Origin of the sequence: Actinomyces ihuae (assembly GCF_001457875.1) — a bacterium.
Classification (GTDB): Bacteria; Actinomycetota; Actinomycetes; order Actinomycetales; family Actinomycetaceae; genus Pauljensenia; species Pauljensenia radingae_A.
Map to the genome: position 1 here is coordinate 38,224 of NZ_CZPX01000004.1, position 17,404 is coordinate 55,627.

Consider the following 17,404-nt stretch of genomic DNA (forward strand, 5'->3'; position numbering starts at 1 on the left):
TCGCGTCTTATAGGACTGCTAGTCAGATTGGGTTCCGGACAGGGCGGAATCGGCTGAACAAGAAGCAGTCGATTCCGCCTGCCACGATTTGCTCGTTGAGTTCGCGGATTAGAAGCCGAAGTCGTCGACGTTTTCTTTCGTGATGGTCACCCAAGACTTTCCTTGGAGAACTTTGTCTGACCCCGCTGCGAAGTGCATTTCTTCGTAGCCGGGTACCCCAAGATCGACGCCGTCCTTGATTTCTTCTCCGTTCAGAATCTTGGTGGCAAGGGAGGCCATTGCGTATCCAGCATCTGCGGGATCCCAAAGTGTCAAAGCTGAGACAAGATCTCTGTCAAGGATGTCTTTGTTTGTGGCGGGCATTCCAGTACCAGAGGTAAATACCTTGCCTTTTAGTCCAAGCTCATCAATCGCGCGCGCAACTCCGGGTGCGTCGAAAGAGGATGTTCCCATAATGCCTTTGAGGTCTGGGTATTTCTTCAGTAGCTCTTTTGCCGCCTGATATGCTCCTTCTGCATTGTCGGTTGATTCGACTCGTGGCTCGGCTTCAAGCAATTTCATCTTTGGGTAGGCTTCTTGGGCATGCTTGACTCCGCCATCCGCCCATTCGTTGTGAGATGCGTTTGTCACATGGCCAACCATGGTGGTGTACAATCCTTCTTCGCCCATTGCCTTGGCCAAGTTATCCATAATGAATGCGCCATATGCGTCGTTGTCGAATGCCTCGATGTCGTACATTGTGTTTTCTTGTGATGCGCCCTCGTGGGTCACAACGACAATTCCTGCATCCATTGCTTCCTTGAGAACCGGCTCGATTGCGCCTGGGTCGACGGGAACCACACCAATTGCGTCTACACCTTGAGCGATAAGGTCTTGAATAACCTGAGCCTGCATGGTCGCATCAGTTTCTGCAGGGCCTTTCTGATAGACATTGAGTCCTGTATCTTCGGCATACTTCTTGACGCCTTGTTCCATTCGCACAAACCACGGATTCGTTGCGTCCTTGGGGACGATTGCAATGGAGTAGTCCTTGTCGGACTTTGTTGCATTGTCTGAACCGCTCGAAGCTGAGGACTCAGCCTGGTTGGCTGTTCCTCCGCCGCTGCATGCGGTTACGAGGAAACTCATACTCGCAATGGCAACGATTGCATTAATCCACCGCGTAGACCTTCTCATGATCAACCTCAATCTACTTCGTCGTAATGAATATTTGAAAGGGTGAGGCTTGCGTTGAAAATCTCGGCGGCCACTCCCTTATGGCCTCGTGTAATGACTTCTTGCGCAAGCATGACTGATTGTACTCGCTTGCGGCGAGAGTGAGATCTGTTCCACTAAAGATGGGGTGATCGTAATAGTCTCGCAATTATTCGGATGGACAATTAAAGCCGCTTGCGGATCGCGCGTTTAGCTCAAGATGTGCAAGAGGATGTTAGCGTGGAATTTCGGTTTGTTTGCTGGCTATCTCTGTTTTTCACTGATTCCCAACAGTGATCTGAAATAAGCGGCCGCAAATGTCGAAGACGATTTAGCGTCTGGCTGTTAGTAGCCAACATGGAGTTGGGTGAGTGGGTAATGAATTTTACTGAGTATGAGAGCGATGAGCAGTACTTGGGAGACTGGCCCGCTTGGAGTACTTCAGCCGGTACACCACGTTCATCAAGAGGGAATCAAACGTTGACAACCCCGCCTCGCCAGTGATCTCAGCGATTCGAGCAGCACGCGCATTCTTTTCCAACACGTATTCGATGGCGGCAGCGTCGCCCTCGTCAATTCCCAGACACAATGCGGCACGCGACAAGAGGACGACATTCGAGCCGAGCCTGTTGTCAGCGCGCAGGCCGACGATCTGGGCAAAATCGTCCAGCTGCGGTGTCAACGTACGTCCGAAGAACGTGCTGACCTGCGAATCCGTGCACACGCGGATCGCGGTCACATCCTCACGTTTCGCATAGCACTGTTCATGCAGCCTGACAGTCAGAGTTGACGGGGAGCAGGGCACGAACTGGCCCTCAAGATCGCGCGTGAAATACTCGATCTGCCCTGCCGAATCCGGTGGGGTGCAGGTACGGCGCGACATGACCACGCCGTCAGCATCGGGCGCGAGCTCCGCTTCGGTCAGAGATTGGGGCACGAGGCCCTCGTAAATCTCACGACACACCTGCTCCAGGCGGGTCGCGCGGGCCAGAGCGTCGGACTTACTGGTGCCGCACACCAGCGCGCCGTGAGCACGCATCAACACGACATTCACATCGGGGTGATCAAACAGAACCTGTTCAACACCGTGGTGGAGTGTGTGCGTACCCGGCAGGCCGTAGCTGGCGATCGGCAGGATACCCTGACCCAGCAGACGAGCATGCTCATCGGACAACTCGAAGCTCTCGGGGCTGACGGACAAGGACGACGCGTAGGGCTGATGCGTGTGAATCACCATCGCAGCATCCGCTCGCAGTCGGTAGCACAAGGCGTGCATCGGGTATTCCGAGGACGGCTTGAACGGGCCGATAGCCTGACCGTCGTCATCCACTTCGCTCAGGTCCTCGGGCTGCATGGTGGAATATGAACGGCCCGAGGGCGTGATGACGAACGCATTACCGCGAACGCGAGCACTGACATTGCCCCAGGTGCGCACTACCAGGCCATGATCGAGCAGGTCGTGAGACAAAGCAATGACGTCCTCGCGTGGATTCGCGGTCAGGGGAACCTGCTCGGGCACCACGTGGCCCGGTCCGAAATCCGGCGCGCTCATAGCTTCGTGACCTGGTCAAAGACACGGTCGAAACGGGTGAGCGCGTCGTCGATCATCTCATCGGAGTACGCAGCCGAGGTGTACAGGCGCGAGCCGGCCAACGTGACGATGCCTTCAGCCATGTAGGCGGCGCCCATATGCTCCATCTCCTTCTTCCGAGCCGATGTCTCCTTCAGGACGTGAGGGATCGTCCACGGTTTCGTCCAGTTGATCGAGAAGTGCATCGTCCCCACTGTCTCCAGGTGACAGATCGACCCCTGGTTGAAGGCGACGAACGGCAGACGATGTTTTTTGATGAGGGCACGCAGACCATCGGTCAAGCGGTTGCCAGCCCGCGTCGCCTTCTCGCAGGCACCAGTTTCAGCGATCTCCTTGACGGTGTAGTAGCCGGCCAGGGCGCTCAGCGGTGTGGCCGCGAGAGTACCGCCAACGAGCGCCTTCTTGACCTTGTCGCCACTTTGGATACCAGCCGACAGGTAGCGCATGTACTTGGTGGGACCACCGACACCGCCGGCTCCGGGGTAGCCGCCTGCGACGACCTTGCCAAACACAGTCAGATCCGGGCGGATCCCCATCAGACCTTGCGCGCCGTGTTCGGACAGGCGGAAGGCGGTGACAACCTCGTCAAAAATCAACAGTGCGCCGAACTTGGTTGCCAGGCGGCGCAGGCCGTGCAGGAAGTCCATCGACACGGGGCGCGTACCGCTTTCAGGGCCGACCGGCTCAACGAAAATGGCAGCGGTTCCGCCGCGCAGCTTGTTGGCCATCAGGGTGCGCTCGACATCCTTGAGATCACCGGGGAAATATTCTTGCGTGTACTTCATCGAAGCCAGCGGGATACCTTTGGCCTGTGTCCACTTCGAGCCAGGCACGCGAATACCGTATGCCAGTTGATCGCTCCAACCGTGGTAGCCGCCACCCATCTTCATGATGAATTTGTTCTTCGTAGCCAGGCGTGCGATACGTGACGCAGCCGCACATGCCTCGGATCCGGAGTTGAACATGCGGAACATATCGACGCTGTCGAACAACTCGGAAATCAGTTTAGCCAGCCGGTATTCGTATTCATGGAACAGGCCGGTGGATGGGCCGCACGTGTTGAGCAGGTCAATGACTTTTTCACGCACGGACTGCGGATTCGACCCCAGCACCGTTGGTCCGCCTGCCTGCAGGAAGTCGTAATACGTGTTGCCGTCCAGGTCAGTCAGTGTTGCGTCCTTTGCGCTCGTGAACACCAGCGGGAACGGATAGTTGAACGCCAGATTGTGCTGAACGCCGCCGGGGATGTACTGCTGGGCTTCCCCGATCATCTCCTTGGATTTCTGGCACTTCGCATCAAAGTAATCGCGCTCGTAAGCGGCCAGTGCCGACGGTTTAATGGAATAGATAGGTTGTGCGATCAATGAGTCGAGCTCATGTATCACCTGGTCAATTCCAGGTCGATTCATATCCACAGCGGCCTCCTCGCCGGTTTCTACGTGCAGTGAGTACGCACTCATGTTTTCGTCCAAAATCATATCATGCAGCTTTCCGCGTGGTAATCTTTTGGCAAAGGTGAGCTGTTACAGCACTCATGGAGGAGTCATGGTTAACGCCGCAATGAAGCGGTTCCAGGCGCTTGCACCGGAAAAACGCGAACGGATTGAGCGAGCAGCCATTGCCGAATTCGCCGCACACGGCTACGCCACGGCCAACACGAACACTATTGCCGAGCGTGCAGGCATCTCCGTGGGAGCACTGTTTCGCTACTTTGACACCAAACGCGACATTTTCATGTATGTCGTCGGACGCGCCCAGGACGAATTGCGCACCGCCCTGCTCGCAATCACAGACGAGGGAGACTCCGCACTGACTCGCATCGGTGCCCTCGCAGAACTGGCGGTAACCTCGGCGTCGACGCATCGTGACCTGGTACGCCTGTACTGCGAACTGACAGCCACCGGAAGCGCTGAGATCGTGGCAGAAAGCGTGGATCAGCTTGAAGGCGAAACGTTCAGGATGTACCGCGAACTCATTGCCGAAGGGCAGGAAACAGGTGAGATTCGCACCGATATCGATTCGAGCACGCTGGCGTTCTTCATTGACAACATCATGATGTCGTTGCAGTATGCCCGAGCCAGTGACTATCACATTCAGCGCGCGTTGCTGTATGTCCCCGGGATGAGTGATGCCGAGCTTGCCTCGGGCGCACGTGAATTCCTCATTTCCGCCTTGCAAGTGCCTGAAGGAGGAAACCACAAGTGATAACCGTGCTGGCATACGATGTTGGGACGTCGGGAGTCAAGACATGCCTGTTCGAGATTGATGACCGAATTCGTATCATCGACTCAGTTTCGGCATCGTACTCACTGCATGTTCTGCCTGATGGGGGAGCTGAGCAGGATCCTGACGAATGGTGGCAGGCAATCGTTCAGACCACCCGACAGATTGCCCGCGACCATCCTGAGCAGTGCGCAACACTGACCGGCATCAGTTTTTGCGCGCAGATGCAGTGCCTCGTCATGGTTGACCGACGAGGGCGCCCGGTCTGCCCGGCGATGAGTTACATGGATCAGCGTGCCAGCGTTGAGATGCGACTGATCGGTGGGAAGGCGCCGCGCATTTCAGGTGTGAACGCGGGGATATTGGCCAAAGCCTTGTACCATACGGGTGCGGCACCGGCTTCCGTGAAAGATCCTGTGTGGAAATACCACTGGGTGCGCCGCAACAAGCCCGAAGCGTTCGCGCGTGCCTATAAGTGGCTGGACGCTAAGGAAGCGATCATTGCACGGATGACCGGCAAGTTCGTCATGAGTCACGATTCGGCTTTCGCCACGCTTCTATATGACGTGCGCGCTCGGAAGGGACGGTTCAGTCCCGAAGTGATGCGGGCTCTTCACGTCAATCCCGCCCATATGCCCGAGATTGTGGCCAGCACCGATGTGGTCGGTCCGCTCCTTGCCGAGGCTGCCGACGAACTCGGTTTGCCTGAAGAGACACCGGTGTATGCCGGTGGCGGCGATGCTTCGCTCATCGGTGTAGGAGCCGGTGCGACCGAGCTGCACGATACTCACGTGTATATGGGCACGTCAGGGTGGGTCGGTACCGTCACGGATAAACGCGCGGTGGATTTGAGTGCCATGATTGCAACCGTTGTCGGTGCGGACCCCTCGCGCTACCACTACTTTGCTGAGCTGGAGACGGCAGGTAAGTGCCTGGAGTGGGTGAAGGACCATCTGGCCCTCGACGAAATTAACGTCTACCTGGATAAGCACAGTGTATGCGAGGGGATGGAGGCCCGTTTCCGCAGCCTGTATGACTACATGTCGGAAGTCATTTCCCGCAGTGAACCCGGTGCGGGGGGAGTGCTGTTCACTCCGTGGCTGCATGGCAACCGGTGTCCGTTTGAGGATCCGAACGCCCGCGCAATGTTCATGAATATTTCATTGAATACCGGCAAGACGGAGCTGATGCGTGCCGTCGTCGAAGGCGTGTGTTACCACATGCGCTGGTTCATCGAAACTCAGGAAAAAAAGGTCATGACTTCATCGGTTGTGCGCTTTGTCGGTGGCGGAGCGTTGTCTGATGTGACTGCGCAGATTCTTGCTGACATTGTGGGCCGTCCGGTTGAAGTGACGGAGAATCCGCAGGATGCCGGCGCTGTCGGGGCTGCGCTGCTTGTCGCGGTCGGTGCGGGAATCACTCCGACCGTGGAAAGTGCGCGGCGCTTGGTGACAGTGCACGCTCGCTTCGAGCCGCGCCGCGAACTGGCTCAGACCTATGCACGCCAGTACGACGCGTACCGCAAGATCTACCCAGCCAATAAAAAAATCTTTTCGCTTCTGAATCGTGGGTGATGATGATGGCACAACGATCGACGAAAGTCCAGGCCGTTATGTTCGTGCTGCTCTCGTTGAGCGCAGGCGTGATCGAGGCAGTGTCTTACCTGCTGTTGGATTGGTTGACTCCGCTGCCTTATGACTGGAAACACGTCATCTCAATTATCTTGTCAGTGATCTGGAACTTCACGCTCAACAGGCGCTACACCTTCCGATCAGCCAACAATGTTCCGATCGCCATGGCGAAGGTGGCCCTGTTCTACGTCTTTTTCATCCCGATCACTGCGTGGCTAGGCCAAGTGGTCGCCAATGCTGGGGTGAGCGAAGTCCTGATCAAAGCGGCGACGATGGTCCTCAACGGGGTAGGAGAATTTGTGTGGTGGAAGTTCGTGGTCTTCCGTGGCAGTGAGGATACGAATTCCCTCGCCCAGCACGCAGACTCCGCCAACAACATGGGAAGCGCAGAACCTGCAGGTCACGCCGAAACTGAGTGAGCAGGGTAGGCATTGCGTCCTGGTATCTGTGTTGAGTGAGCCGGGCAGGCGGCGCGTCCTGATATCTGCGTGCCTGCGCGCACGATGCCCTGGGTTTACCCCCTCGCGAGTGCACATTCCCCTAGATCTAGCCTCCACGGGTGCACATTCCCCTAGATTTTCGCTCCTTTTTGCACAATCCCCTAGATCTCACACCCGCCCATTTCACCGCGGTTGTGAACATGCAGGTCACCGGGCATTCTCATTTTCGAGGGTGGTCCCGCCCGCTGTTGATCTAGGGGTTCGTGCACACACAGCCCTAAGATCTAGGGGCTTGTGCACCACGGCGCTCTAGATCTAGGGGCTTGTGCACGACGGAGCCTAGAATCCAGGGCATCGTGCAGCACACAAGCCATGATCCGATCGATGCTCCACCCCGCGACAGAACCACAACACAACCAGCCAGGCAAGAACCAATCCGCCGCGGCATTCCGCGGGGGCGCAGGGGTGAGGGGTCGCAAGCGGGCGCCTTGCCATTCGGGAATTGAGGGCCGACGGGAATTGAGAGCTGTCAGCCGCTGAAAGACGCGCGCTTACAGGCCGCTGACCAACCACTGTGCGAGGCGCCGACAGCCCGCGACGATATCGCGCTCATGCCTGTCAAAATCATCCAATATCTGGTTCGCATCGTCTTGACTGAGGCCACTGGTTGACAGGGACTGCTCCACCCACGCGCGATCCACTTCCGGGTGGAATTGCACGCCGAGGGCGTGCGACCCTACCGCGATCGCATGGATACACCGCTCAGAGCGTGCAAGGACGCGAGCCTGAGCAGGCAGCTCGTCAATCGCATCATTATGGTCAGCAAAGACAACGGGTATACGTGAAAGATCATCGACCAGACGGATCCACGGGCCACCCTCGTCCATCGCGTTACTGAGTTGGTCAGCCACCGCCGGCATCATGATGGCTGCACCTGTAGCCGAAGCGACCGGGGTCATCGGAACGGCGGCGTCAGACTCGAAGGGCGCCTCCCACTCGACAGGCACGATTCCCATCTCGTGGAACTGTGGATCTGAGCAGGCGACCGAGCCGCCGGCGGCGCGCGCGATCAGTTGGTGTCCCAAACAGATGCCGAGCGTGCGCACACCCTCGTTCATACAACGCACCAGGAGAGCGCGGACATCGGGCAGCCACGGGGCGCGCTCATCATCGTAGGCACTCATTCGCCCGCCGAGGATGACGATGGCATCAGGTGCGGAGCAATCAGAACCATCGGGCGGCAGAACGCTGGAGACGTCCTCACCGTTCCACGGGCGCATCAGCTGTATCGAGGCTCCAAGGTCATCGAGCGCGGAGGCGAGGCGGCGCGCATCGACGTCTTCTTCATGTTCAATAATCGTGATCACAGGCACGGATGACACGTTAGCGCGACTTTAGCGGCAACACCACAGGATAAGTGGTCTAGACGAAATGAGGAAGTGGCGCCCATCTGGTGGGATGCGCATCGATTAAACATCTGACGTTCTGTACTGTAAGGGGGTGCGCGTCAATCGGGAGGCGCACTGAACTCGTTAACGAGGAGATAAACATGACTATTCGTACAACGCACGTTGGCTCGCTTCCGCGGACCCCGGAACTGCTCCGGGCGAATGCAGAGCGTGAGCGAATGGGCGAGGAAGCGTTCATAGCGCTTCTGCAGGAAAGCGTGGACGAAGTCGTGACCCGCCAATACCAGACTGGATTGGATGTGGTCAACGACGGCGAGTACGGCCACATGATGACCCAGACAGTCGATTACGGTGCATGGTGGTTTTACTCCTTTACCCGCCTGGGTGGACTTGACCTGCGGACAGATCCCCAATTCAGCGTTGAGCCTGCGCCTTCCAGTGGCAAAGTCAAGCTGGCATCATTCGGTGAACGTCGCGACTGGCAGGCATTTTCCGACGCCTACTCAGATCCGGCTTCCGGCATTCACACCGCCACCGATCAAGGCCCCGAGGCGTTCCCCGTCATCACCGGTCCTCTGACCTACATCGGTGCAGATGCCGTCCGTCATGACGTCGAAGGCCTGACGCACGCACTGGACAAGAACGGGATCGACCGCGGCAACGGCTTCATTGCATCGGTCGCACCCGGGTCGGCTGCCCGCATCGGCAACGAGTACTACAGCACTGAAGAAGAAGTACTGGAAGCCTGCGCGCACGCCCTGCACGAGGAATACAAGGCGATCACTGATGCCGGCTTTATCGTGCAGATCGACGACCCCTCACTGGCCGAAGGCTGGGACCAGGTCAACCCTGCTCCCACCTACGAGGATTACCGTGAGTTCGTTCAGACTCGAGTCGATGCGCTCAACCTTGCGCTTGAAGGTATCCCGGAAGAGCAGGTGCGCCTGCACCTGTGCTGGGGCTCATGGCACGGACCTCACACTACGGACATCCCACTGCGCGAGATCGTTGATAACGTGCTGACGGCGAAGGCACGCTACTTCTCATTCGAGGCTGCCAACGCGCGCCACGAACATGAGTGGACCGTGTGGCAGGACGTGAAGCTGGCAGATGACAAGGTACTTGTGCCTGGTGTGGTCGGCCACTCCACAAACGTGGTCGAGCATCCCGAGCTGGTGGCCCAACGAATCCAGCGTTTTGTGGACATCGTGGGCTCTGATCGCGTGATTGCCTCGACGGACTGTGGTCTGGGTGGACGCATCTACCCGTCGATCGCATGGGCCAAGCTTGCCGCACTGGTCGAAGGGGCCCGCCTGGTGAAGTAACGCTGACTGGTCACCTCCACCGCTATTCACCGCGATAGGCGAGGTGGTGCCGCGCTGAATACCGGCGCTGCCACCGACGGTAATGGACGAGGGTGGCCTTATCACTGAGGGCGGGGAGTCTGAAAAAACAGGCTCCCCGCCCTTTGTGCAGTCACTTCATGTGCTGTGAGCGTGAGATCGTTTCCTACAGGTCTTTCTTGAAGGCGACGTTGCGGATGAAGTCGTTGAGCTCTGCGCGCCAGATATCCCACGAATGGATGCCAGGCAGGTTGAACTCAGCGACGTCAACACCGATATTTCGCAAGGATTCGGCCCGTGCGGGCGAGGATGCGGAAATAAAGAACAGGTGGTCCTGCAGGCCCGTTCCCACGTGGATGGTGCCACGCAACGCTGCAATGTTCTCACGTTCAGCGCAGGTAAATGTCGAGCTGAGTTTGCCTGCGCTCCACAGACCGTAGTACTCGAATGTGCCGGGATACTTTGTCAGCAGCTCAATGGCGCGTGCACCGCCCAGTGACAGGCCGGCAAAGGCCCGGTCCTTGGCTTCAGTCGACACATTGAAGTGATCCTCCACAAATGGGATGACGTTTTCCACCATGTCGTGCCCATAGGAAGTTGACAGCACCAGGCTGTCCACGCCCAGGCCGTTGAAGTTTGTTGCCACGATGATGGTAGGCTCCGCTGCCCCCTCGTCAATCGCATTTTCCAGGATGTACGGCGCAGCGCCCATCGTGAACCAATCGGTGTCGTTGCCGCCAAAGCCGTGGCTCAGGTACATGACGGGGTACGGTTCGGCGCGGTCTGGATCGTACCCGCGAGGCAGGTAGACCGACAACGGGTGAATGCCCTTGGGATCAAGGGAATAGCTCGTCTCGTAGGTTTCATGGACGAACGTCCCCATCTCATCGGCTGGGCGAGGCGCCTGATAGGCGTTGTCGTAGGTCGGATAATTGGGATTCTCCGGTACAAAGACCTGCGACAGGCTCTGAGATGAATACGCCGGCAGCTCTGCCGCCATCCCCGGGTTCGCAGGATCTGCGTGACGTTGGCACGAATCGACGGCGATCGGCGGGCACTCATGGGTGAATGAATAGCTGAAAGTACCTGAGGGAAGGGGCACCTTCAGTTCCCAGATACCATCATCGCCCTGATTCATCTCCAGAAGTTTCCAGGGGGCGTTGGGAACGTCCCCTGGCTGCCACAATGCGGGAATGCGGTGTTCTCCGCCTCCCAGAGTGGTGATGCGATCAGGTTGAGAAAAGAACCATTCACCATAGATCTGCACGGAATCGACATTGGCGGGCGCCTCGTAGCGGAACGTTACCTCGTACCCGGTTGGTCCCGTATCGGTACGGGTGACAGTGGGGCCGAGGGGAAGCTGCTCGTCCTGTTCAGCGGCAAATGATGAGCTGCCCGCTGCGATGAGCGAGAGTGCCAAAATTCCGGAAGCAAATAGTCGGTGTCGTGCGATGTGTCGTGTCGAGTCCACGATGTCTCCTCGAGTCGGCGGTTCTGCAGGCCATTCGGCAGCCGTGCTCCTATGTACGTGCCACAGTAACGAGGGTGAGTCGATGCGTCAATACGTGCAGGGGCTTTAGTCCTGGTGGGTATCTTCTGGTGAATCACCGTCAGAGCTTGGCCCTATGACGACGTCGCCTGTTTCGTTGTCCATAAAACGCCGCCCCTTCTCATCAACCACCAGCTGCACGTCCGTGCCAACAGGCAGGTCGTACAGGCCCATCACCGCAGGCTCAATGCTGATTGCGTGATTGAACGAGATAACAGTGAAGTTCGAGGGATCAGCCAGGTACTCATCAGTGTCGATATGGGAGAAGAAACGCCACCCGTTGTCTTCGGGGCGGGCCGATTCCTCTCGCACGCACCACTTCAGACGACCTTCACCCGACAGGATCGAGTTCGTCACCAGGCAGGCGCCGGACTTGGGGATAAATTCGGGGATCTCGGGGGATTGCGTATCAGCCATCAGCTTGATGCTCCTTCAGATGTCTCGTAATCAAAAGGCCACGTGCCCGGAACGAGCCGATCAGTTGTCGTCTCCACAATGGTGGTGCCTACTGATCCTTTCACGATGCGAACGTCCGTGCCGCTCGGCATTCCCAGCACTGACATCACCACGGGGGTGCTGGCAATAATCGTACTCAGTGGGACGATCTCCGTTGCGACGTTTTTCGGTTGTCGCGCGTCGTCGCCCTCATGAATAAACAGCCAGCCCGAATCGTCGTCGGCCGACGGTTGTTCGCGAATACAGCGGGAAACAGGGCGTCCCTGACCATCAGCTCCCACCCGGCACGTGCCGAGGGAGTCGGCCGCAGGGCAGTAGCGTTCGCGGATGTAGGACTGGACACGTCGGGCGAGGGTGGCGCGGTACTCAATGCGGGCCAGAGCGTCGAGGGGGCACGCGCGATAATGCGATGAGCTGGCGGTGAAGTCGAGCAGATGCGGCGAAGAAAACCACAGGTCATAAAGGTCGGCAAGTTCGTCGTCCGTGAAAGGCAGATCGACGAGCCATGCGAAAGCGACCTCGTTGTTTGCGTTGCGGTGATTGATGTCGACGCCGCGATCAAGAAAAATGCGCGCCAATTTGAGGTCACGGTGCAGATCATGTTTTCTGGATGAGAGCAGGACATGCAGGGGCGAGTTCGCTTCCGAGCCTGCCGGGGTCAATGCGCAGTCACGCTCCAGGAGGAAATCAGCTATGTCGTAGCGATCGGGAATTTTAGTGTTGGCCAGAGCCGAAAAGATCAGTGCCTGACCGTCGAACGCCTCGCGTTCGTCGCCGTCAGTGAATTGCCCGAAGAACTCGTCGGCGGTTTTCAAGCGCGCTGTTAGAGAGATTTTCATACCCGCTCCCATGCAATCTACTCAGCTCGATGGCTCCTGTTTGATGATGGTAACTCAGGGCGATAGTTTGCAGGATCGTTATACCAGTCGCGGAATTCTTGTGGTGTCATCTCACCTTTCAAGTACAGCTCATGCATATCGGAGTACTTGTGTCCAGGCCGGTGTCCCATGTCCCAGACGCCCTTTCGGGGTTGTCCCGGCTCCCACTCCATGACCGTGTCCGTCAGGGGGTCACGCACCTTTCCGTCCACTGAATCCTCCACCGCATTTTGCCAGACTTGCTCTGGGACGCCTTTACGGAGGGAGGGGCGAGAATCCTGGTAGGGGAGATCTTCGACGACGGATACCGGCTCGATGTGGTCGGTTGATACGACGTCGTCAGCCACATTGAGGGCATCGTGGGTTGAATCAGCTGCCCGGGCGCCGTCAGCCAGATCATCGGCACCTCGGATTCCCCTTGAGGAATCCGACAGGTCATCTGCATGATCAAGCAGACGAGCAGTGCGTGATGCGTCGGAAATATCATCGGCCGCGTTGAGCGCTCGAGTACCGTCGCCAATATCGTCCAGTTTGCCCAGCGCCCGTGCACCGTCACCCGCACTATCCAGGCCGCGCAGAGCTCGTGCCCCGTCCTCGATATCGTCCAGGCTGTTCAGTGCATGTCCCGCAGTTGACGTGCCTTTGGTCAGAGCCGTACCGCTGCCGGCGGTGAGGAGCGCGATCGCGACGTCAGGCACGAGGTGTCCAACTGCACGGGCAGGATCGTCGGCCCACGTGTCCCAGTCCAGGACTCCCTTGCCGATTTGCTTGCCAAACTCCAGGGGATCCTTCTTCAGCGCGCTTAGCATCGCGGAGACGTCATCCAGAGGAAGCTGGAGCTTGGCAACCGCTTCGTCGGGTGTGAGGTCGCCGGTCGCCAGTTTGGTGAGGCTGTCCAGCATGAAACCTTGAGGGCCTGTGATGAGGTTGAGGAGGTCACCGACTGCCTCACCGGCGCCGACGAGGATGCCACTGACGAACGCCAGTCCACTTTCCAGCCAGTTGCGTTTTGCGGGTGCAAACTCGCAGGCGGAACGGATCGTCTGTGCGCATGCCTGCGCACATTCGTCCAGGCTGGCGACAGTCTGATTAAATGTATTAATCGCATCTTGGCGCATGGGTTCACCAGGGTCAACAAAGGGCGCGATTGTCACTGCGAAGGTGCCGAGCCCGTTGACTGCCTCCCAGGCAGCTTTCTCCTGCATTCCCCTGGCGACCTCAGCTTCATAAGCTGCGCGTGCCTGCTCGGTGACCCGGTTGCCTTCTTCGTAGAGCGCGCGGCATGCCGCAGCACTGTCCTGCGCATGAGTCAGGTTGTCCGCGTACGAATCCAACGCGCCAGCAGCTGAGGAGAATCCTCCACTTGCTTCCTGCCAGCGTTGTGGCTCCACGCTGAAACGCTCCCGGAATCGATCAGCTGCACGCCCTATCCACCCCTCGGTGGAAATCGAATCCAGCGCGCGGGCGATCTCTGAGTAATCGCTGCTGCGCGTACGTACAGTTGAGGCGCGTGATGAGATGGCTCCCGCGTTCCCTTCGATGGTGAAAACCGGTGCACCCTGATTCTCGACTCCCATGGCTTACTGCTTCCCTGCAAGCCCTGGCAGCTGGGCGGCTGCAGATGCGAGTTGTGACATCTCCTGCGCCGCTTTCGTGTCGTAATCAATGTAGTTCGAGGCGACCTTGCCCAAACGCCCTGCTACTTCCGTGATGTCGTCCGTCATGTTGTTGATGCCGCGTTCCCACCGTGACTGAAACTCATCAACTGCCGACCACATGATGTCATTGGCCAGATCAGCTTGGGTAGGAACGTAGTCGGAAATATCGTTGTCTTTTTTGAGCTGAACTGCTTCGCTCGTTTTCTGGGCGGCCGTAATGAGGGCTTCGATATCGACCTCAAAATCATGACTGGGCATGGGGGATGCTCCTAATCCAAAATTGCGACATTCTTCGTTTCAGTTTCATGGGCGAGGGTGCGGACGCGATCAACCGATGACGATGCGGCCTTCAGAACGTCACTGATGGTGCGGGCGTGGTCTGTCAGTTTGTCGAGGTGTTGGTCATGGGAGACGCGGGATTCGGAGCCTTCAACCCAATCGTGGACAGTTGAGAGCACATCTGCCGCCATTGCGCGGGAGTCTTGCGCAAAAGTGAGGGAAGCTGCTTTGCACGTCTGCTGCATAGCCTGGGCGGCATCATCGTGGAAAATTAAAGATGTGGTGCTCATTACGATCCTAGACGTGTGGAGATGCGCGGATTGAAGGTTCCAGTGGTGTGCGATTCAGTCGCCGCAGTCGTCTGGTCAACGGTGGTCAGCGCCTGCGCGTGCTTGCTGAGCGCTTCAGAAAGACTGGCAGCCGATTCCCCGATGGAATTGACTGCCGCCATAAAATCTTTCATTCCTGAGCCTGTGACGCGCGACGAATTGCACTGGATCGTGTTCGCGCAGTCAGCGAAAGCTGTGCGCGTAGTATCGAAACACTCGCTGACGATCCCGGCAGCGGCCGTTTGCTGGCCAAAAGTCATTCCCATTCCCTGGGACATAAGTCTCACCCCCTGACGAACGTAATGGGTGAATCTATGTGAGACAAGACCCTCCTCTTTTCTGTGACTCAAGTCACTGGAAAAACCGACCTTATTTACCTGACGGCAACGTGGTGGTCACCTCACTGTCCACGCTGTGGCCCTCCTGACGCACTGTCACCAAGAACTCTCTAGGCTAAGAACAACACCAGGAGGAGGGGTACTGATGGCTCGACAGCTTCGTTCAGCAACGTCGACTCAGGGACGCAACATGGCGGGCGCTCGCGCGCTGTGGCGCGCAACCGGAATGGGAGATTCTGACTTTGGCAAGCCGATCATTGCCGTCGTCAACTCCTTCACCCAGTTCGTTCCCGGCCACGTCCACCTCAAGGACATCGGCCAGCTGGTCGCTTCTGAGATTGAAAAATCCGGTGGCGTCGCCAAGGAATTCAACACGATCGCCGTTGATGATGGCATCGCTATGGGACACGGCGGCATGCTGTACTCCCTGCCGTCACGCGAAGTGATCGCGGATTCGGTCGAGTATATGGTGAACGCACACTGTGCCGATGCAATGGTGTGCATTTCCAACTGTGACAAGATCACGCCCGGCATGCTGATCGCAGCGATGCGCCTCAACATTCCGACGGTCTTTGTATCCGGCGGTCCGATGGAAGCAGGCAAGAACATTCCTGAAGACGCCATTGTCGGACCGTCGCACAGCGGTCACGGCAACCTCATCACCGTCATGAACGCAACTGCCAACGATGCAGTCTCTGACGATGAGCTTGGCCAGATCGAACGTCTCGCGTGCCCGACGTGCGGTTCATGCTCGGGTATGTTCACTGCTAACTCGATGAACTCGCTGACTGAGGCACTCGGACTGTCCCTTCCCGGCAACGGCTCCACGCTGGCTACTCAGGTCGCGCGACGCGGATTGTTCGAGCGTGCCGGTCGTCTCGTCGTTGACTTGTGCCAGCGCTACTACAACGACGAGGACGACTCTGTTCTCCCGCGATCTATTGCGACGAGGGATGCATTCTGGAACGCCATGAGCCTGGACATGGCGATGGGCGGATCTTCCAATACTGTGCTGCACTTGCTGGCAACTGCCGTTGAAGCAAAGGTCAATTTCACATTGTCGGATATTGCTGAGCTGGGGCGCACCGTACCGTGTCTGTCAAAAGTTGCGCCGAACCACAACGACTACCACATGGAAGATGTCCACCGCGCCGGCGGCATCCCGGCCATCCTGGGCGAGCTGGATCGTGGGGGCTTCCTGCGTCACACGGTGCACGCCATTCACTCCCCGTCCCTGGAGCAATGGCTGGCAGATTGGGATGTTCGAGGCGGGCACGCCACTGATGAAGCAATCGCCCTGTGGCACGCAGCTCCCGGCAACGTGCGCACCACCGAACCGTTCTCAACGTCCAATCAGTGGACTGAACTGGATCTAGATACTGTGGAAGGCTGCATTCGCGATGTCGAGCATGCCTACACGGCCTCGGGTGGACTGACGGTGCTGACGGGCAACCTTGCTCCTGAGGGTGCCATCATTAAGGCCGCAGGTATCGATCCGTCCCTGTTCCACTTTGAAGGAACGGCGCGGGTCATGGAGTCGCAGGAAGAGGCGATCGAGAAGATCCTGGACAAGACGGTGCGAGCCGGTGACGTCGTGGTGATCCGTTATGAGGGGCCCTCAGGTGGGCCGGGAATGCAGGAGATGCTTTATCCCACCTCGTTTATCAAGGGGCGCGGTCTGGGCAAGGAATGTGCGCTGATAACCGATGGCCGTTTCTCCGGTGGCACGTCCGGCATCTCGGTGGGACATATCTCCCCCGAGGCTGCTGCTGGCGGCTTGATCGGCTTGGTTGAGGATGGTGACCGGATCATCATCGACGTCAACGAGGGAGTCCTGTCACTGGATGTGCCCGACGAGGAAATTGAGCGTCGCCGCGCCACGCAGGAACGCCGCGAGAATCCGTGGACGCCTGTCAATCGTGACCGTCAGGTCTCAGGCGCACTGAAGCTGTATGCCGCTACTGCGACCTCCGCATCGACGGGTGCGGCACGCGATATTTCCCTGATCAGACGCAAGTAATTCACGTACCTGCGAAGCCGGGGAGTGCTGTGCTGTGTTCTGCCCCGTCGAGAACGTTAATGTCAC

The 17,404-nt window shown here is 58.0% G+C and carries 16 protein-coding genes; 5 read left to right on the top strand and 11 right to left on the bottom strand.

The features are described from left to right. Positions 1–108 precede the first annotated feature (108 nt). From BN3002_RS01340 to BN3002_RS01350, 3 genes are all read right to left on the bottom strand, one after another. Entirely contained in the window at positions 109–1,176 is a 1,068-nt protein-coding gene (locus BN3002_RS01340) for an autoinducer 2 ABC transporter substrate-binding protein (RefSeq protein WP_058236267.1), read from the bottom strand. Between the two features lie 403 nt (positions 1,177–1,579). After that, complete coding sequence (locus BN3002_RS01345) at positions 1,580–2,746, bottom strand: class II aldolase/adducin family protein (RefSeq protein WP_058236268.1); 1,167 nt, start codon at positions 2,744–2,746, stop codon at positions 1,580–1,582. Beyond that, positions 2,743–4,194 carry an aspartate aminotransferase family protein gene (locus tag BN3002_RS01350; RefSeq protein WP_058236830.1) on the bottom strand — a complete coding sequence of 484 codons (1,452 nt, stop codon included), beginning with the start codon at positions 4,192–4,194 and terminating at the stop codon, positions 2,743–2,745. Before BN3002_RS01350 ends, BN3002_RS01345 begins: the two co-directional genes overlap by 4 nt. Positions 4,195–4,330: 136 nt before the next feature. On the opposite strand from BN3002_RS01350, the gene BN3002_RS01355 reads away from it, so the two are divergent. The 3 genes from BN3002_RS01355 to BN3002_RS01365 are packed head-to-tail and all read left to right on the top strand — an operon-like array spanning position 4,331 to position 7,058. Then, a complete protein-coding gene (locus tag BN3002_RS01355; protein ID WP_058236269.1) occupies positions 4,331–4,990 on the top strand; it encodes a TetR/AcrR family transcriptional regulator in 660 nt (219 codons plus the stop codon). Continuing rightward, complete coding sequence (locus BN3002_RS01360) at positions 4,987–6,582, top strand: xylulokinase (protein ID WP_257525387.1); 1,596 nt, start codon at positions 4,987–4,989, stop codon at positions 6,580–6,582. Before BN3002_RS01355 ends, BN3002_RS01360 begins: the two co-directional genes overlap by 4 nt. A 5-nt stretch (positions 6,583–6,587) precedes the next feature. Next, on the top strand, positions 6,588–7,058 hold the full coding sequence (locus BN3002_RS01365) for a GtrA family protein (RefSeq protein ID WP_227469053.1): 471 nt from the start codon (positions 6,588–6,590) through the stop codon (positions 7,056–7,058). Between the two features lie 572 nt (positions 7,059–7,630). Here BN3002_RS01365 and BN3002_RS01370 read toward each other — a convergent pair. Next, a complete protein-coding gene (locus tag BN3002_RS01370; RefSeq protein ID WP_154955685.1) occupies positions 7,631–8,461 on the bottom strand; it encodes a type 1 glutamine amidotransferase in 831 nt (276 codons plus the stop codon). Between the two features lie 167 nt (positions 8,462–8,628). On the opposite strand from BN3002_RS01370, the gene BN3002_RS01375 reads away from it, so the two are divergent. After that, positions 8,629–9,813: a cobalamin-independent methionine synthase II family protein gene (locus tag BN3002_RS01375; RefSeq protein WP_058236271.1), complete on the top strand. Its 1,185-nt coding sequence runs from the start codon at positions 8,629–8,631 to the stop codon at positions 9,811–9,813. A 184-nt stretch (positions 9,814–9,997) separates the two neighbouring features. Here BN3002_RS01375 and BN3002_RS01380 read toward each other — a convergent pair whose 3' ends face one another. From BN3002_RS01380 to BN3002_RS01410, 7 genes are all read right to left on the bottom strand, one after another. Further along, positions 9,998–11,302 carry an alpha/beta hydrolase-fold protein gene (locus BN3002_RS01380; protein WP_058236272.1) on the bottom strand — a complete coding sequence of 435 codons (1,305 nt, stop codon included), beginning with the start codon at positions 11,300–11,302 and terminating at the stop codon, positions 9,998–10,000. Positions 11,303–11,407: 105 nt separating this feature from the next. Next, entirely contained in the window at positions 11,408–11,797 is a 390-nt protein-coding gene (locus BN3002_RS01385; protein WP_058236273.1) for a DUF2185 domain-containing protein, read from the bottom strand. Next, positions 11,797–12,675 (bottom strand): DUF2185 domain-containing protein, encoded by an 879-nt coding sequence (locus BN3002_RS01390; RefSeq protein WP_058236274.1) that lies wholly within the window; start codon positions 12,673–12,675, stop codon positions 11,797–11,799. The genes BN3002_RS01385 and BN3002_RS01390 overlap by 1 nt, the downstream gene beginning before the upstream one ends. 17 nt (positions 12,676–12,692) lie before the next feature. Then, a complete protein-coding gene (locus BN3002_RS11225) occupies positions 12,693–14,291 on the bottom strand; it encodes an HNH/ENDO VII family nuclease (RefSeq protein ID WP_058236275.1) in 1,599 nt (532 codons plus the stop codon). 3 nt (positions 14,292–14,294) lie between these two features. Beyond that, a complete protein-coding gene (locus BN3002_RS01400) occupies positions 14,295–14,630 on the bottom strand; it encodes a hypothetical protein (RefSeq protein ID WP_058236276.1) in 336 nt (111 codons plus the stop codon). An 11-nt stretch (positions 14,631–14,641) separates the two neighbouring features. Further along, positions 14,642–14,941, bottom strand: coding sequence for a hypothetical protein (locus BN3002_RS01405; RefSeq protein WP_058236277.1), 300 nt, complete (start codon positions 14,939–14,941; stop codon positions 14,642–14,644). After that, positions 14,941–15,258, bottom strand: a complete 318-nt coding sequence (locus tag BN3002_RS01410; protein WP_070725059.1) for a hypothetical protein — start codon at positions 15,256–15,258, stop codon at positions 14,941–14,943. The genes BN3002_RS01405 and BN3002_RS01410 overlap by 1 nt, the downstream gene beginning before the upstream one ends. A gap of 205 nt (positions 15,259–15,463) precedes the next feature. On the opposite strand from BN3002_RS01410, the gene ilvD reads away from it, so the two are divergent. After that, positions 15,464–17,338: a dihydroxy-acid dehydratase gene (gene ilvD, locus BN3002_RS01415; RefSeq protein ID WP_058236279.1), complete on the top strand. Its 1,875-nt coding sequence runs from the start codon at positions 15,464–15,466 to the stop codon at positions 17,336–17,338. Positions 17,339–17,404: the final 66 nt, after the last annotated feature.

What these genes read in the sequence shown, in the direction of transcription:
- BN3002_RS01340 (WP_058236267.1), bottom strand. Translation starts at nt 1,176, where the DNA reads ATGAGAAGGTCTACGCGGTGGATTAATGCAATCGTTGCCATTGCGAGT.
- BN3002_RS01345 (WP_058236268.1), bottom strand. Translation starts at nt 2,746, where the DNA reads ATGAGCGCGCCGGATTTCGGACCGGGCCACGTGGTGCCCGAGCAGGTT.
- BN3002_RS01350 (WP_058236830.1), bottom strand. Translation starts at nt 4,194, where the DNA reads ATGAATCGACCTGGAATTGACCAGGTGATACATGAGCTCGACTCATTG.
- BN3002_RS01355 (WP_058236269.1), top strand. Translation starts at nt 4,331, where the DNA reads ATGGTTAACGCCGCAATGAAGCGGTTCCAGGCGCTTGCACCGGAAAAA.
- BN3002_RS01365 (WP_227469053.1), top strand. Translation starts at nt 6,588, where the DNA reads ATGGCACAACGATCGACGAAAGTCCAGGCCGTTATGTTCGTGCTGCTC.
- BN3002_RS01375 (WP_058236271.1), top strand. Translation starts at nt 8,629, where the DNA reads ATGACTATTCGTACAACGCACGTTGGCTCGCTTCCGCGGACCCCGGAA.
- BN3002_RS01385 (WP_058236273.1), bottom strand. Translation starts at nt 11,797, where the DNA reads ATGGCTGATACGCAATCCCCCGAGATCCCCGAATTTATCCCCAAGTCC.
- BN3002_RS01390 (WP_058236274.1), bottom strand. Translation starts at nt 12,675, where the DNA reads ATGAAAATCTCTCTAACAGCGCGCTTGAAAACCGCCGACGAGTTCTTC.
- BN3002_RS11225 (WP_058236275.1), bottom strand. Translation starts at nt 14,291, where the DNA reads ATGGGAGTCGAGAATCAGGGTGCACCGGTTTTCACCATCGAAGGGAAC.
- BN3002_RS01400 (WP_058236276.1), bottom strand. Translation starts at nt 14,630, where the DNA reads ATGCCCAGTCATGATTTTGAGGTCGATATCGAAGCCCTCATTACGGCC.
- BN3002_RS01405 (WP_058236277.1), bottom strand. Translation starts at nt 14,941, where the DNA reads ATGAGCACCACATCTTTAATTTTCCACGATGATGCCGCCCAGGCTATG.
- BN3002_RS01410 (WP_070725059.1), bottom strand. Translation starts at nt 15,258, where the DNA reads ATGTCCCAGGGAATGGGAATGACTTTTGGCCAGCAAACGGCCGCTGCC.
- ilvD (WP_058236279.1), top strand. Translation starts at nt 15,464, where the DNA reads ATGGCTCGACAGCTTCGTTCAGCAACGTCGACTCAGGGACGCAACATG.